Source organism: Pseudoalteromonas lipolytica (genome assembly GCF_003515105.1).
Classification (GTDB): Bacteria; Pseudomonadota; Gammaproteobacteria; order Enterobacterales; family Alteromonadaceae; genus Pseudoalteromonas; species Pseudoalteromonas lipolytica.
In genome coordinates this window covers 1,836,149-1,852,265 of sequence record NZ_CP032090.1, presented here as the reverse complement: position 1 = coordinate 1,852,265, position 16,117 = coordinate 1,836,149, and the positions used below count along the sequence as shown (strand labels likewise).

Annotated in this window: 16 protein-coding genes; 10 read left to right on the top strand and 6 right to left on the bottom strand. The window is 38.7% G+C overall.

Annotated features, from left to right (window positions below):
• From D0907_RS08455 to D0907_RS08440, 3 genes are all read left to right on the top strand, one after another.
• Window positions 1-1,695 carry an NAD-dependent malic enzyme gene (locus tag D0907_RS08455; protein WP_075593559.1) on the top strand — a complete coding sequence of 565 codons (1,695 nt, stop codon included), beginning with the start codon at window positions 1-3 and terminating at the stop codon, window positions 1,693-1,695.
• Window positions 1,696-2,872: 1,177 nt separating this feature from the next.
• The gene (locus tag D0907_RS08445) at window positions 2,873-3,367 is read left to right on the top strand and encodes a nuclear transport factor 2 family protein (RefSeq protein WP_118844318.1); all 495 of its coding nucleotides are present in this window, start codon (window positions 2,873-2,875) and stop codon (window positions 3,365-3,367) included.
• Between the two features lie 147 nt (window positions 3,368-3,514).
• The gene (locus D0907_RS08440) at window positions 3,515-4,231 is read left to right on the top strand and encodes an SIMPL domain-containing protein (protein WP_118844317.1); all 717 of its coding nucleotides are present in this window, start codon (window positions 3,515-3,517) and stop codon (window positions 4,229-4,231) included.
• 4 nt (window positions 4,232-4,235) lie between these two features.
• Here D0907_RS08440 and D0907_RS08435 read toward each other — a convergent pair whose 3' ends face one another.
• A complete protein-coding gene (locus D0907_RS08435) occupies window positions 4,236-5,585 on the bottom strand; it encodes a DUF2254 domain-containing protein (protein ID WP_065979934.1) in 1,350 nt (449 codons plus the stop codon).
• A gap of 131 nt (window positions 5,586-5,716) precedes the next feature.
• On the opposite strand from D0907_RS08435, the gene D0907_RS08430 reads away from it, so the two are divergent.
• From D0907_RS08430 to D0907_RS08415, 4 genes are all read left to right on the top strand, one after another.
• Window positions 5,717-6,091 carry an MAPEG family protein gene (locus tag D0907_RS08430; protein ID WP_036968374.1) on the top strand — a complete coding sequence of 125 codons (375 nt, stop codon included), beginning with the start codon at window positions 5,717-5,719 and terminating at the stop codon, window positions 6,089-6,091.
• A gap of 112 nt (window positions 6,092-6,203) precedes the next feature.
• Window positions 6,204-6,842: a sulfotransferase gene (locus D0907_RS08425; RefSeq protein ID WP_036968376.1), complete on the top strand. Its 639-nt coding sequence runs from the start codon at window positions 6,204-6,206 to the stop codon at window positions 6,840-6,842.
• Window positions 6,843-6,891: 49 nt separating this feature from the next.
• On the top strand, window positions 6,892-7,464 hold the full coding sequence (locus tag D0907_RS08420) for a MiaE family protein (RefSeq protein WP_036968378.1): 573 nt from the start codon (window positions 6,892-6,894) through the stop codon (window positions 7,462-7,464).
• A 168-nt stretch (window positions 7,465-7,632) separates the two neighbouring features.
• The gene (locus tag D0907_RS08415; protein ID WP_036968379.1) at window positions 7,633-8,004 is read left to right on the top strand and encodes a hypothetical protein; all 372 of its coding nucleotides are present in this window, start codon (window positions 7,633-7,635) and stop codon (window positions 8,002-8,004) included.
• Here the strand turns inward: D0907_RS08415 and D0907_RS08410 are convergent.
• Window positions 7,993-8,712 (bottom strand): metallophosphoesterase, encoded by a 720-nt coding sequence (locus tag D0907_RS08410; RefSeq protein WP_244223121.1) that lies wholly within the window; start codon window positions 8,710-8,712, stop codon window positions 7,993-7,995. The two genes, D0907_RS08415 and D0907_RS08410, sit on opposite strands and share 12 nt — an antisense overlap.
• Before the next feature lie 245 nt (window positions 8,713-8,957).
• Between D0907_RS08410 and D0907_RS08405 the strand changes: the two genes are divergently transcribed.
• The 3 genes from D0907_RS08405 (at window position 8,958) to D0907_RS21030 (ending at window position 10,907) form a co-directional block, all read left to right on the top strand.
• On the top strand, window positions 8,958-10,529 hold the full coding sequence (locus D0907_RS08405) for an ABC-F family ATP-binding cassette domain-containing protein (protein WP_118844316.1): 1,572 nt from the start codon (window positions 8,958-8,960) through the stop codon (window positions 10,527-10,529).
• 64 nt (window positions 10,530-10,593) lie between these two features.
• The gene (locus tag D0907_RS21035; RefSeq protein WP_162898012.1) at window positions 10,594-10,755 is read left to right on the top strand and encodes a hypothetical protein; all 162 of its coding nucleotides are present in this window, start codon (window positions 10,594-10,596) and stop codon (window positions 10,753-10,755) included.
• The gene (locus tag D0907_RS21030; protein ID WP_162898037.1) at window positions 10,752-10,907 is read left to right on the top strand and encodes a hypothetical protein; all 156 of its coding nucleotides are present in this window, start codon (window positions 10,752-10,754) and stop codon (window positions 10,905-10,907) included. The genes D0907_RS21035 and D0907_RS21030 overlap by 4 nt, the downstream gene beginning before the upstream one ends.
• Window positions 10,908-10,935: 28 nt before the next feature.
• Here the strand turns inward: D0907_RS21030 and D0907_RS08400 are convergent, their stop codons facing one another.
• The 4 genes from D0907_RS08400 to D0907_RS08385 all read right to left on the bottom strand — a co-directional run bounded on the left by D0907_RS08400 (window position 10,936) and on the right by D0907_RS08385 (window position 16,115).
• Window positions 10,936-11,676, bottom strand: a complete 741-nt coding sequence (locus D0907_RS08400; protein ID WP_118844315.1) for a hypothetical protein — start codon at window positions 11,674-11,676, stop codon at window positions 10,936-10,938.
• 54 nt (window positions 11,677-11,730) lie between these two features.
• Window positions 11,731-12,204 carry a DUF3653 domain-containing protein gene (locus D0907_RS08395; RefSeq protein WP_118844314.1) on the bottom strand — a complete coding sequence of 158 codons (474 nt, stop codon included), beginning with the start codon at window positions 12,202-12,204 and terminating at the stop codon, window positions 11,731-11,733.
• Between the two features lie 333 nt (window positions 12,205-12,537).
• On the bottom strand, window positions 12,538-13,191 hold the full coding sequence (locus D0907_RS08390; protein WP_118844313.1) for a hypothetical protein: 654 nt from the start codon (window positions 13,189-13,191) through the stop codon (window positions 12,538-12,540).
• A complete protein-coding gene (locus D0907_RS08385) occupies window positions 13,188-16,115 on the bottom strand; it encodes a hypothetical protein (protein WP_118844312.1) in 2,928 nt (975 codons plus the stop codon). Before D0907_RS08385 ends, D0907_RS08390 begins: the two co-directional genes overlap by 4 nt.
• Window positions 16,116-16,117: the final 2 nt, after the last annotated feature.

The window sequence follows — 16,117 nt, the reverse complement described above, 5'->3', positions numbered from 1 at the left end:
ATGACTACAAATACCGATCCGAATTATCTTTATATTCCTTATTCAGGCCCAGGTCTGATCGAAACGCCACTATTAAATAAAGGCAGTGCATTTTCACAAAAAGAAAGGGAAAGTTTCAACCTAGCCGGTTTACTGCCACCGCGTTATGAAACAATTGAAGAGCAAGTTGAGCGTTGTTACCAACAATATTCAAGTTTTAGCGACAACTTAAACAAACATATTTACTTACGTGCTATTCAAGATAACAACGAAACACTTTACTACCGTTTAGTGCGTGACCATCTTGAAGAAATGATGCCGATTATTTATACCCCGACAGTGGGAGACGCTTGCGAAAAGTTCTCTGATATTTATCGCAGTGCACGTGGCTTATTCATTTCGTATGAAGATCGTTTCCAAATCGACGATATCTTGCGCAATGCGACGAAAGGCAAAGTAAAGGTTATCGTTGTAACTGATGGTGAGCGTATTCTAGGCCTTGGTGACCAAGGTATTGGGGGCATGGGTATTCCAATTGGTAAGCTGTCGCTTTACACCGCATGTGGTGGTATAAGCCCAGCATACACTTTACCTGTTATGCTTGATGTGGGTACCAACAACGAAAAACTACTTAACGATCCTATGTACATGGGTGCTCGCCATAAACGTATTTCGCAAGAAGAATACGACGAGTTCCTTGAGCTATTCATTAAAGCAGTAAAACGTCGCTGGCCAAGTGTGCTACTTCAATTTGAAGATTTCGCACAACCGAATGCAATGCCACTACTTAAACGTTACCGTGACGAAATTTGTAGTTTTAACGACGACATTCAAGGTACTGCAGCTGTTACAGTTGGTTCATTACTTGCGGCGTGTCGTGTTAAAGGTGCTAAGTTATCAGAACAAAAAGTTGTATTTGTTGGCGCAGGTTCAGCAGGGTGCGGTATTGCAGAGCAAATCATCAGTACGATGGTTGCTGAAGGCATTTCTGACGAGCAAGCGCGTTCACAGATATACATGGTCGATCGCTTTGGTCTACTAACAGAAGGAATGGAAGGTCTTCGTGATTTCCAAGATGCTTTATCGCAATCAAAAGAAAACTTAAAAGACTGGACTTACAGTGGCGAATACGCCTCGCTTCTTGATGTAATGCACTGCGCTCAACCAGATATCCTTATTGGTGTATCGGGTCAACCTGGCTTATTCACTGAGCAAGTTATTCGTGCAATGCATGCCTCGTGTGCGCAGCCAATTATTTTCCCACTTAGCAACCCGTCTAAGCAGGTAGAAGCGCTGCCAGCAGATGTTATAGAATGGACCGACGGACAAGCCATTGTCGCCTCAGGAAGCCCATTTGAACCAGTTGAATACAACGGCCAGTTATTCCCAATTCCACAATGTAATAACAGTTACATTTTCCCTGGTATTGGTTTAGGTGTAATTGCTGCAAAAGCAACCCGTATCACTGATGCAATGCTTATTGTATCAAGTGAAACGTTAGCAGAGTCTTCACCACGTGCAAACACTGGTCAAGGTAGCTTATTGCCAGCACTAACTGAAATACAAGCATTGAGTAAACGTATTGCGTTTGCTGTTGCTAAAAAAGCGATGGAAGAAGGTGTGGCACTGGAACTAACAGACGACGCGCTGTGGGCTGCTATCGAAAAGAATTATTGGTTACCTGAATACCGCAACTACAAGCGACGTAGTATTTAAGCTAAAGCATTTAAACTTAAAATATTAATAGAAACCAAAGCCTTCGCGCTTTGGCTAAATGACAAAGGGGACCTAAAATAGTAGGTCCCCTTTTTTGTATAAAAATACATGCACTCAACATCAGTAACACCAATACCAGTAACACAATTGTCGAGCTAAGATGAGTCGATACTGGACTAATTGCTATTAAGTAACGCAATTTCATCGGCTTTTATTTTCTGCTAAACAGCTTCGTTAAGAGAGTAATCAAGGATTCAAAGGGATAAAATGCGTGCCTGTAGAACAATTCCTCCATTGTGAAATGTATAAGTTAGTAAGCCATACCAACTGAACAACCAGCCTCACAAAACCTAATATTTTTATTAGAATGACCCATATTCTATTTACTATATTATTAGTTTTTTAAATTTATCGAGTAAAGATCTGGCCTGTTTTGTTTATTACAAAAAGATTGATTGGAATTAATGTCTTTTCGTCAGGTATCGCTGTAAGGTGGTTAATTATTACTCGTTCTTATTAAAGTAACGTCGTTTGGGTAACCCCATGTTTAATTCGAACTTTCATCTTACTTATCTACAACATGCATCCCTAGCCAAATAACAACGTGTGCATGGTTTCTAGTTTGCTACATCACGATTAGGTGACATACATAGTTATTTTACGGATAACAGTAATACATAGAGTATTTTTAAGTCTTTAATTTTATAGTCAATTTACTGAATTATAAATTAGCCAGACTGTAATTTATTTTTAAATGATACCTAGCAAGAATCCTATTAAGTGGCTGCTGCCAGCCCAAAACTCAGGGCGCTTTTTTTGCCGCAGAGCCATGCATTAAGCAACTAACCGATTTTTTAACTCAGGAGAGTAAAATGAAGAAGGAAATGATCCAAACTGCAGTCATTGGACTGATGACGATATTAGCATTCAGTGCAGGTGCAGTAGATAAACCAATTTCGGCTTCGCCGAAAGACAAAGATCTTAAGTGGGGACCTTGTCCGGCATTTTTTCCAACAAAGTGCGACGTGAATATAAACTCTAAAGCTTGCACGAATTTAAAGTGCTGCGGCTAACAGAGTGCTCTGTTTCTCTCAGCTCCATTTTGGCCACATTTTTGCCCATATTAAGGGCAAGAAATACATGAACATTCTGACAACAGCGTGTATAGGAGTAATATATGAGTACAGGGAAAATAGCGATTAGAGTTGTGTTGTTTGCAATTTCCATAACCCTTGTAGGGTGTGAATTAAATGCAAAAAGTAGCGCAGAAACTGCTTTAGAGGAATCTAACTTAAAGAAGGCGCTGTATTGCATGGAAATCCTCGAAAATAGACCAGATCTTGAGCCTAAGCATCGAATAGATATTTTGCGTAATGAATGTTACAGCGAACATTTTATTGAGCATTCACCAAACATACCTGATGGCCGTGATGCGCTGTTGAGTTTGTTTGAGAGCCGTTATAAAAAGTACCCTAAACTTTCAATGTCCATTAAGCGCACCGCTTCTGACGGTGATCTTGTTTGGCTTCACCTTCATGTAAAACATACACCTGAATCGCTTGGCGGTGCAGCAATCCAAATATTTCGGATGGAAGAAGGTAAAATTGTTGAGCATTGGGGGGTTGGGCAGTCTGTTCCAAAGGAATCTAAAAACAGTAATACAATGTTTTAATCCTGATGTGTAAATAAAAAGCGCATAAAATAATGCTGTTCAAAGCCGTGTTGTTTCGAGCGTTAAGCTTCTAGTTTAAGCTTGTTCATTGCTAATTAACCTTATAAGGTATTTAATAGTTCACGTTTATACAAAAGGAACAAGGTTATGAATAAATTTGTTTTTTCATCTATTGCCGCATTTATGAGTTTTAATGTTTTTGCCTTGGCAACGCCAGACGCTCCGCATATTTATATTCAAGGTAATGCGTCTATCACCACAATCCCCGACAACGTAAAACTAACGGTCGCAATTGTAGAAATTGATAAAGACTTAATCGCCGCTAAAAATAAAGCCGACAATACAATGGCAAAAGCTATAAAGCTTGCAAAGTCAAAAGGGGTAGAAGAAAAGGGCATTTATGCGTCTAATATTTCTATTCAACGCGAAACGGAATATAACCGTGAAACAGGCAAACAAAACTTCGTTGGATACCGTGTAACTCGTAATTTATCACTCACGCTCACTGATACAAAACAGTACCCTGTTTTACTTCAACAACTCGTAAACTCAGGTATTAATGAAATAAATCAAACACAGTTTGTATCGAGCCGATATGAAGAGCTACAAAAGCAGGCACAAAAACTGGCAATTAAAGATGCCCGTGCCGCAGCAAAAGAGTTTGCCAATGATTATGGTGTTGAGTTAAAAGGCCTTTATACGGCTTCAAACAGCCCACTCGACACGGGAGTGCAACCCTACATGAGAGCTGAAAAAATGGTTATGGCTGATGCAGCACCGAGTAACTATGTACCCGATGCATACAATGGGGGTGAAATAACCATCATCGCAAGTAGCTATGCGGTCTATTATATCGAAAATTAAACAGTTAGTTGGTGGTAAACTTTGCCACCAACGCCTTTCCTTTGTGTTCTGAAATACGCGCAATAGCCTTGAGCATATTGGTTACTTGCTGACGGTCGTATTCATTCGTTATATGCTTATTAATGTCTTCAACAATGGCCTCTAAATAAACAAATAAGCTTTCTGTCGCTTTACTGCTATCAGCCGATCTAAACAAAATATTTTTAAATGCTTCAAGTACATTGACCATCACATAAGCATCGCCTTTTGCATAATTTCTAATCGGTGTGAAGTTATCATGCAGTAATTCATCAAACGATGTCTCGTGCAAGTATAAATAAGGTTGATTATTCGTTGAATGCTTTAGCGAATAATTCACATCGCTTATTTTAAGGCGTTCTATCAGTAAAATGCTTAACATATCAATGGCCTTAACCGCAGTGCCCGGATCATTAATACCTGGGCTCATTGCTTTTACGGCAATTTCAGAAATTTGCGTCATACCATAGCGATAATGGTCACTTATGTATTCTTCAATATAAAAAATAAAACAGTTGAGCAGGGCATCAACAAGTTCAGGCATGTCTGATAAATCTTTATCACACTTTAAGAATGGGTAGCCTTTAACAGTGAAAAAACCTTGTTTAACCGCAATATAAATTTTTATATCGTGCTCTTTACACAGCGCACATAATTTATCACTGTGAGCCCCTTTAAAATAACCTTCTGTTTCACTCTTAATGTTGTGCCATTCATCAAAGTTAGGAAACTCATTAACATCGGTATCTTTTTGCATTGCGACAATGCAGGTGAGTTCATTTTTGGTATTTTTAAATAAATCGTTAAGTACATTATCAACTTGGATAGCCTTTGAGATTGAATGAATAAAGTAAACAAAAAACCCCAACGACACTAAGCCAAACAGCAAAGAAAAGAAAATACCCAAAGAGGGGATCCCCATTTCACCGTTTTCCATCGCGCGTATGTTTATCAACATAATGATGGTGTAAATGATACTGCCTAAGTAAAAACCTAAAACAAGCTGATGCGATTTACGAGTGATCAAACCAGGTAAAACTCGCGGTGACAGGCTCGCACTGGCACTATTAAGTACCACCATTACCATTGAAAAGCTAAACACGGTTAGCGAAATGATACTGCCGGCAAGGGTACTCAATATGGTTCGTGCGTTTTCTTCACTATCGACTAATAGCACAGCAAAAAATTGCTTAACTTCCATTGTGATAGCTGCGTATTCAATTGCAGTTGTGATTAAAGCAAACAAAAGAAATAAAACGGATAGCATCGATGGGTAAAACCCAATACTGCTGATCATCTCGCGGTAATTGTCTGCAATTTTTCTTGGCGTAAACATGCATATCCTTTAAGAACAGTTAGACATTAATCATTATCGAGTCATAATAGTGTGCTAACTTAAATACCTATTTTATAGCCTAGCAACAAATAGTGCTAAGCGTCTAACTTTAAATAAGAATTGGAAATACAGTGATCGTTTCAACCTTTGCCGCCATATTGGCGATTTTATACATTCAGTTAAGTTTTCGTGTTATTAAAATTCGTAAAGCCAAGCAAATTTCACTTGGCGATGGCGGTGATGCATCTTTGCAAGCAGCAATTCGTGCGCATGGAAACTTTATAGAGTATGTGCCATTTACTTTGATCTTATTGTTCTTGGTTGAGTACCAAGGTCTATCAAGTCATTATTGTTATATTTTAGGAAGCATGTTGCTACTAGGTCGATTTTGTCACAGCTACGGGCTTGCTGATAACGTAATGAAATTACGTGCTTTTGGTATGATACTTACCTTTTTAACACTGGTTATCAGTGCTTTCATGTTATTAGTTACACAAGTTATGTAGGTAAAAGCGGGTGTCATTGCTAACGTTAGCAATGACACTAAAATGTCTCGGTTAAAACGCCACTCATTAAGCAACCCCAGTTCTCATGCCAACATAATTAATACGAATTAAGATGAAGAATAAAATTTTTATAATAGGTCTGCCGCGCACAGGCACTACCAGTATTTGCCATAGCTTTTTACAATTAGGCTATAAAACGGCCCACACAGCGTATACACAAGCGGCAATTGAAAGTGCAGAGGTTATAGCTGACACTCCCGTCTTTAGTGAGTTTCCGTTACTTGATAAGCATTACCCAAACAGTATTTTTATTAATTTGCAGCGTGATTTATCAAAATGGATCCCCTCAATAAGACAACTGCTTGCGCGCATGCATACTAATTTAATGCGCGAAGATGGCGGCTTTAATAGCCATTTAAAACGCTGTTATTTAGAGGTGTTTGGCCACTACACACTGGCAGATATAGAATCAGATGAGTACCTTATTGCATGTTACAAGCGGCATCAACAGCAAGTGCAAAACTATTTTAGTGATAAAAAACAGCAACTATTAACACTTGATGTTTCAGACGAGCATAGCCCTGACGCACTCAAAGCATTTTTACAAACCGAGCAACCAATTGTTTTTAAACAACTGAATATGGCCGGTAAAGTAACGGCTTGGAATGACATAAAACACCCCGACAAAATAGCCTCAACCCGCAATGGAAAAATAGATAAATCCCTTGGTTACAATCACAAGATTTTATAACCAAAATGCGTTAAAATCGCCGCCATTATAAGTTAAGTTGTTCCTTATCATGTTTGAATTAAAATATCACACTCCCTTTGAATGGACAGAAGGTGTCTTAGCGGACTTCAACACCTTTTTACAAGACCATGCTGCCGCTGAAAAAAAAGCATCGGGTATGGCTATGTCAATGCTGTCGCATTACCCAGATCGTCGTAAACTTGTTAAAGCTATGACCGACTTAGCGCTTGAAGAAATGATTCATTTTAAACAAGTACTCAAGCTATTAATGGAACGCGATATTTCATTGGGTAACGATCAAAAAGACCCTTACATTAAGCAAATTCGTGGCTTATTTAGAAATGGCCGCGACGAGTTTTTAATGGACCGTCTTCTCGTTGCGGGTGTTATTGAAGCAAGAGGGCATGAACGCTTTTCATTAGTTGCCGAAGCGCTACCTGCTGGCAAAGAAAAAGAGTTTTATGTGGCCATCGCGAAATCTGAAGAAAAGCATAAAAACTTATTTGTCGAACTTGCCTACGAGTATTTCGACAAGCAAGAAGTAGATACACGACTAGAAGAAATTCTTATAGCTGAAGCCAAAATCTGTAAAAGCATTCCGTTTACAGCCGCACTTCACTAAAAGGTATCACGCGCATAGGGCTCAGTGAGTCCTATGCACAAAATAGGTACTTACAAAACAGTAATTAAGCATTTTGAAAATACTTTTTCGAACTGTGATTGATTAAATAAACATCAAACATCTCGCTTTCCTCCTATAGTTAAAGTAATCAATAGTGAGGATAAAAGCATGAAATGGATGATGACTCTCACAACGCTATCGTTAATTGGTATCGTAATTACGGGTAACTCAATTTACTCTGAAGTGAAAATCTTTCAAAGCAACGATAAGCCAACCGAAATAACCGCCAGTATGTATCGTTCTCTTATTTGGCACAGTGAAGTGTACAAAGACGATGAGTTTCTAACAATTTCAAATAGTTACTTTAGCGATGGCAAAATCGATACCCGTGAATATTCTAAACTAACCAGTTTAGCAAAGAAAAATACCGGTCCACTTATTTACCTGCAAGAATCTGATGAACAGCTTTGGCACGCAAGGTATAAGTACAAGCAGTATCTCGAAGAAAACATCCCCTCTGAACTTGCTTCAATCCATTGACTGGGCTTGTTTAAAGTCGCTTATTAAAGAGCTCAGCTCGACAAGTGTTGGCTCACCGCCTAAATAATTTGTATCGATGTGATAGGTGTTCCCAATCCAATAGGGCCGAGGGGTCGAGTTATGGCCATGAATAGAAAAGTCGACGCCTTGGTTGTGCAAAACCTTACCTTGTTTTGTAATAGCTCTATCCCAAAGTAAGCCGGTAACGGCTTGAGAATGATTGCGAGGGATATTTTGCCAATGCCAATTTTGTGGCACCGTGTGCGACAAACCAATCGTCATGCCTGCATATTCAATAAGGTAAGAAAGAGGGCAATTTAGGAGTTGCAGGCAAACATCCACACGTTCAGCCTCGCTTAATTCGTAATGCCAACGCCCGCCATTTTCAACCCATAACGCGTGATAACCACTATCTTGGGCAAGAACTGATTCGAGCATCATATGTTCATGATTACCCAGAGTCATATAAACACCTAGCTCTTTAAACCTCTGTAATAGAGCAACACTGTGTGCACCTCTATCAATAACATCGCCAAGTGCAAATAATATATCGTTTGCTGCATTAAAATTTACCGATGCTAACGCACGTTCAAACTTGGGTAGGTCGGCATCTAAATCACCAATAACAAAAACACGTTTTTTAGCATCAAGTGTCAGTTTTACTTGCACAGTATTATTGAGAATGGCTTGGCAATTAACTAAATTCAAAATGCATTCCTTTCACGATCTATGAGTATTAGCCTAACATAACTCGTTGCCTTTTTGGCAAGGGCTGGATATTATCTAGTCTCATTATTTAGGAGCACGCGCCAACATGAACAACTAAACCTGTTATCCAATTTCATTTTTTCTTTGGACCAACAGGGTTAGTAGGCGTTGCTCACTATCACTTTACACGCGTAAATTATCTTTGCGTTACCAACGCTTTCTGCCCCTGTATTACAGGAGGCACTATGCCACAACTTCACGCTTTTAACCTTTGCTTTCAGCATGCCAATGGTAAACGTCTGTTTAACAATATAACACTGTCATTAACAGCAAAAACAACCGCACTTGTTGGTCGCAATGGCAGTGGTAAATCAATTTTAGCATCGTTACTTTGTAAAGAGCGCTCACCAACGTCAGGAACAGTAAACAGCAGCGGCGTAATGGGTATATATAAACAAGTCGACGACATTAAACAGTTAAATACCCTCACAGTTGCTGAATCTATAGGGCTTGATCATTACTTCAACGCCTTACAGGCCATTAATGAAGGCCAATTCACAGAACACGACTTAGCATTAGTGGATGGTTATTGGGATTTAGAACAACGCTTTACTTCAGTATTAAATAAATTAGGCCTTAAAAACATCACTGCCACTGCGCATGCGAATTCCTTAAGTGGCGGGCAACTCAGTCAATTAAAATTATGGGCTTTGTTTACCTTAAACCACGATATTTTGATTCTCGATGAGCCTTCAAATCATTTAGATAATCAGGGTAAATCATGGTTAAAAAATCAAATTGAATCATATCCAGGGCAAATACTACTGATCAGCCATGATCGAGAGTTACTAGAAATTGTTGATGAAATATGGGAACTATCGTCACTGGGGTTAGTTGTTTATGGTGGCAACTTTACAGATTACACCCGCCAAAAACAGCAACATGTTACAGCATTAGAAAACAAGCTTAATGCAGCGACAAAACAACAAAGTAAGCTTGAAGCTCAACAGCAAGTTAATAAACAAAAAGCAGAAAAACGCGCGAATAAAGGCACAAAGCTTCAAAAATCAGGCAGCCAGCCCAAAGTGCTTCAAGATGCTAAAAAAGACAGAGCCTCAGCAAATCAATCATCGCAGAGTAAAAACGCAGCAAAAAGAGAGGCGCAAATCACTAAAAATAAGCAAGTGCTTATATCTCAACTTGAGCAAGTAAAACCACAACAGTTCTATTTAAATCAAACAGAATTCAAACGCCAAAAAGCAGTAACACTCGAGAACGTTGTATTGCAGAATGGTTCGCACACCCCCTTAAATTTATCGCTTTATAATGATGAAAAAATACATTTATCTGGCGCCAATGGCACCGGCAAATCGACACTTTTAAAAACGATGATGGCTAAATTGCCAGTTAGAGTAGGGCAGATACATGTTAATCAACCACTCTATTATTTAGATCAACATTTTTCATTAATAAATAATGACTTAACACTGCTTGATAACCTAATGTTCTATTGCCGCGAATTAACCCACAATACAGCCCGAACACTGCTTGCTTGTTTAAACTTCAGAAAAGACGACGTTTATAAACAAGCCGCACAGTTAAGTGGTGGCGAAAAAATGAAACTCGCAATGTGTATCGTAAGCCATATTGAAAAGCATGTTTTTTTGTTACTCGACGAGCCCGATAATCACCTAGACCTTGAATCAAAACAGCTTTTAGCCGATGCATTATACGCATTTAATGGCGGGTTTATCATAGTCAGCCATGACCAGTACTTTATAGAGGGAATTGGTTGTCATAAGAAAATTGCATTATAAAACAGATGGATAACCTTGCATTATAAACGCTGAAACCATAACGATAGCGGCCAAGGGGTAGGGTATGGCCATCGATGCAAACTCAATCAATTTGCTATTCGTAATCATTGTTCAAATTGCCGGCGCATTCGCGACCGTTGCCGCAGTGAAAACAGATATTACTTGGATAAAGCAAGTCATCAAAAAACATGGTGAAGATATAACGAAATTACAGGATAAATTATGATAGCGACATTAGGTAAATATTTAGTAGTTAAATTGCTAACCGAAGCATTTATAAAACGAGTGTGTTTAGCTACAGCTAAGCACTTAGCTAGTAAGACTGAAAACAAACTTGATGATGAATTAGTTAGTGCATTAACAGACGCTTTAAAGTAAGAAAAAAGCCGCAAACATGCGGCTTTTTTTACCTATAAAGAAAAGAGAATAGTGCAAATATAGCTAAGATGTATGGGAGTCTGTATTCAATAAAGTTTTTTGCATTATTTATTTTTAGCAATCTCGCATATCTATCAAGGAACTTATAGTGTTTCTCTGAAGGTTCTAATTTGAATAGATAATGATAATTTCCGTCAACTAAATTCTGACCTGATTTAGGTTCTATTAACTCAAATCGTGAGTCGTCTATAATATTTAAAATATCTAATGGTGAATATGAACTTGGGACACCTTCAATAATGAACTCTCTATGTGAACTGTTTCCACGAAATCCCAAAATGGTTACATCTTTAATCCATATATTTTTTCTGCGTAAAAAATCAGGAAGTCTATCTGTAATGATTAATTGCTCTAATTCCGAAATAAAATGATGCCTAGTTGAATTAGTTGTATTAATTATTGAAAAGTATTCAATTTTCTTCCATAAAGCTAATAAATATAAAGAAGTAGCGTAAAGCAGAGCAACAAACAGAAAAAATGATATGACTTGAGGGTTTTGAATTGTACTTCCACTTATCAACCCAATATTTGCACGACTTATATCTATACCTACAAAATTATATACAAGGCATGAAATTGTTAAAATTTGCATGCTCTTTTTATGTTTTGTATTGAAATCTTCATTCGCCTGATCTTCTTCCAAGTCTTTAATAACTCGGGTTTGTTTCATCTGATCTTCATACGGATTGAATTCTGGATTTTTTTTCATATCACACTAGTTTTTATTGGGTAGAAGGTTGCACGAAACCGTACAACCATATTTTTATGCTGTTTTCTTATCTCCATACTTTAACACAATATCTTTTAAAGCAAGCTGATCACTCATTTTGATTAAGTCATTACCAATGATTTTAAGTGTTTCGCTGGCTTCAACTAAGTCATACAGGTGTGCAATTTGAGCTTGCAAAGCATCTACATGGCTTTCGTTATAGCGAACAGAGCGTTGTAAGAACTCAATTTTGTTGATGAAATTAGAGTCATATCGTTTGCCGGTTGGTGTCCATAAGTAACCATCGCGACAAATATAAAAACCATTCCATGATGTATGTCTGGACACCGAGCCATTAATACGTTGTTCCAATAATTTTACAGCCCTTGGACAGGGGTTATCTTTTGCTATCCAGCGTTCGAGAGTGCGCTCCGTATTTATAGTTAGAAATTCCATTGCTGCGCGGCGATCTAATCGCCCAAAACTCATAAACCCAGCTCTAAAAAGTAACTGCTTAAAATTAGTCATTATCCTTAATCCTTGAAGAACGTATGTAGGCTGAGCCTGCGCGGAAAAAATAACGATGATTTTTTTAGATTGCTAAAAGGGTTTTCAATCAAATTATTAGATTGATAGCCAAAAGTGGAAAACTTATAGAAATCACGGGTAAAACGGATTTTAACATTGAACGGGGAATTGGCGACAATGTAAGCCGCCGATTGTTTTTAGAAAAAAAGACGTAAGATTTTAGAATTGCTTAATTATGTTAAATAAGGCTAGTTTTAATTAATTCAGAGTAAGGTTAGTGATTTAAAGGCAGTTTAAAATTGATTTAAACTACCTTTAAACTTAAAGAAGGGTTTAGCTGTTTAAAGCCCATGTTTGAGCAAAGTTATCAGTCGCTAGTTGATGTGCTTCTATAATTTCGGCTTTCGTACAATCAATCATTATTCCAGTTCCAACATCAGCAGTTGACCAAGGAATAATATCTGAATCATCTAACTGCCAATGTTTGATTAGTGCATTAGCTAGTCGCGTAATACTCAGCTCGTCTGCATCAAACTTTTTGCCTGTTGATATTTCAACAATCGCATTATCAATTTGGCTTTGGCGCTCAAGTTTAAAAATAGTGATCTTGTACGGTTCAAGTACTTCATCGACCGTTCTTATCGCTGGCCGCTCTGGGGGCGTTGGTAAAGGCTTTGTTTCTGCTTCCGTTATGCTGCCATCCTCATTTGCAACCGGCGCAGGTAAGTTAGCGTTGTACTGTTCAACTTCGTTTAGTTCGACTAAGTAATTGTAATAGGCGCTAGCCCATCCCCATTGTTCAGTTTTACTCTCAAGCTCAGCGAATAGTGCTAAATTTCTAATTTTACCTTTAGCGATAAGTTCAGGGATATTCTTCGCGCCTACTGGCCCTTGTAGCAAAGTTGGCAAACCCTGCTCGTTAAGAACAGGGTTTTGCTCGTCATCGAGAACGATAAAATCTAAAATAGCGTCTAATTTATTTGTCATTTTTTAATCCACCCTAATGATTCTACACAACACGCTGTGCCTATAAGGTTTTCATTTCCATTCTGATCGGGAATTGTGGTTTGATTTGATGCAATATGTATTTTAGAGTCATCCCCCCAATCCCCTGCTATAGAATCATAAGTCAAACCTGTGTATGCATAATTAATAAAACCTTGCTGATTTCTCACTACATTATAATTAAGAGTTTTGAAGGCCGGACTGTTGTTAGTTGGTGGGGCTAGGCTTAGGTCTTCATGGCTTCCTAATAGTTGGCTAAAACCTATTAACTTCTCCAATGCATCACCAAACTGTACCGCCTTCAAACTTAGGTAAGACTGGTCAACACCTACAGATGAGATATTATTACTAGTAACTACTTCATTAATTAATGAATATCCAAGGCCCCTGGCAGTCTCATCTCTTGCTCTAGAGCTTGCGAAAATCATACTACCTAAACCTTGAACACCCCCGTAGATTAAATCATTTTCTACATTTTTGGTGATTTTTGCTATGGCCTTATAATTAGAAATATATACTGCATTTCCCAGAAAAGAACCTGTCCAAGAGTTAGTAATATCATCAAATATTGCTAGAGATGTCCAACTAGGATAGGTAATCCATGTTGCCCCCCCATCAGTGGTGTAGTTGACTGAGACCTTTGAGAGTACAGGAGCTCTAAGTTTAAATTCTTTGCTTGTGCCATCCGGAATTAATGGTACCCACCTACCAATCCACCCCTTACTTAGATCTGTGCATTGTAAGATATTTACAGGATTACCAATAATATCTGACGCTGTATAAGAATATGACACGGTTGTTTGTGTCAATTCATAATAAATCACAGCAACATCTACACTAGAACCCCAAGAGGTTGGGTAATATAAATGCCTTCTTGTGCTTGATGTCAGAAGAAGATCTACAGTTCGGCTATCAAACAACTCACCCGTTGATTTATTATACACATAGTAATATTCACCATCTTCTAGCTCTTTGATATTGTTATAAAGTTTCTCAATGGTGTAGCTGAGGTTAGGATATGTTCCAGAGGTGCTATCTGGGGAGATAATTGCAAAATCATAAACTCTAGTTAAAGGTATTAATTCCAAACCCCTATATTTTCCTGCCTTAATATCTTTATCAGCTTTAAAGAAATCAAAATCTGTAATCTCTGAAGCTTTGTATCTCATATCCCTACAAACTCCGCCTTGGCCGTTGGCATATATTGCATCATAGTAACGACCATCTTCTCTTCCTGAACCGTAAACCCCTTGAGTGTTACCTATAAATCCAGTAGTTTCTGAAACTTGACCAACAGTTGTTCCGAAATCAAAGCAAGCCGCTTTTGATGTTAAAAGACCTGCACCTTTAACATTCTGATGATTCCATGGTCTAGGGTTCTGACTAGTATCTGCAACGTATGATGAGGCGCCTAGAGGATTGAAGCTTGGGTGAAACCCTCCTTTATTTAATCGGTTAATTGTTCCGCAGACCAAGAAGTAACACTCACCATTGACAGCCACTGCCGAGTTAGGGGCTGAGTACTGCCTTACAGTGAACAGTCCTGTCTCTCCCTTATCTTCTGCCCAAGATCCTACTGTCTGGGAGAAGAAATATGAACCTAAAGATCCAACAGGATTATCCTTATGCCCAATTGGATCTACCCTCGCATTTGTTAAATTGTTTCCAAATCCGAGTATTCCTGACGAAAGTGAATTAGGAACGTTAGCATCTATACTGTACCAATCACCATTACCTAATCCTGCAAAGCTACGACCACGGACACACCACTGGTAAAACTTACCTGTTGCATCATCAAAGTAAATATTGTTTTCAAGGTCACTTGCTATAGCTATGCGTTGCGCTTCGGTGGCAGTTTGCCAGTTTACACCTTTACCACGGCTAGTTGTGTCTCCTTCATACCATGCAAAGTAAGTAATTGGTCGAACAGTGTCACTTTCAGTTGGTACACCCTTTATACTTGTAGCCAATGATTGGGGGAGGCCATACTTATAAACAAACGGGTCAGCATCATTAATTTCACGTAAGAACGGTTCAAAGCCAAACATATCAACTCGGTCAGTCACCACCTTATTAGTGGCTGTTTCACTAGCAAACGCGATTGCTGAGGTGGCGTGTGTGACTGATAGACCCGTTGCGTTGTCGTAAGTTCGCGTACCATCTTCTGCTGGAGGTAGTTTTACTTGGTTAAAAATCGAGTCCTCTCTACTCAGATATTCAATTTTTGTAACAACTCCACTTACATTAATAAAAGGGTGGTTGGTCTTGCTTAATCCTTGGGAAGTTGATGAAACACGCCCTAACCGTAAATTATTTGCTGTATCTATACGTGTATAAAGTCCTTCCGCAACCTTTAATTCTGAACTTCCGTTATCATAATGCTTGCCAAAATGCACAAAACCACTGGCTGCAAAATTTTCATTATTAGCTGCACGGCGAGCTTCAAACTCGACTTTACGCATGGCCCACGGGTAGGGGTGATAGGCTTCCAGTTGTGCGGCGTTATCGGCTTCAATCTGCTTGAGAGTTTTAACTGTAGTCGTTGTACCGTCTTTGTTGCTAAACGTTACGGTGCCTGTTTTAGTTTGCCAATCTTGCATCGCTTTATAATTGTTATTTACAAGCATGTTGGCTTCATTTAATGCCGCAACAACGGTTTTAAACTCGGCTGTTGTTGGAATAACAATACATGATTGGTTACTCTGAGTGCTATGTGACCAGGCTTGTACAAGCTCTATAAGCTGCTCGTTTGCTGCGCCCACAAATGCGCGGTTTATTTCAACTATAAAGCCTGCAAGGACTAAAAAGTCACCGCTTCGTATATTGGCGACACTCTCGCCACTGTTGATTTGTACGACTTTAGAGCCGTTATTTATACTGGCCTGTTCGGCTGTAAATGCTGGCATGG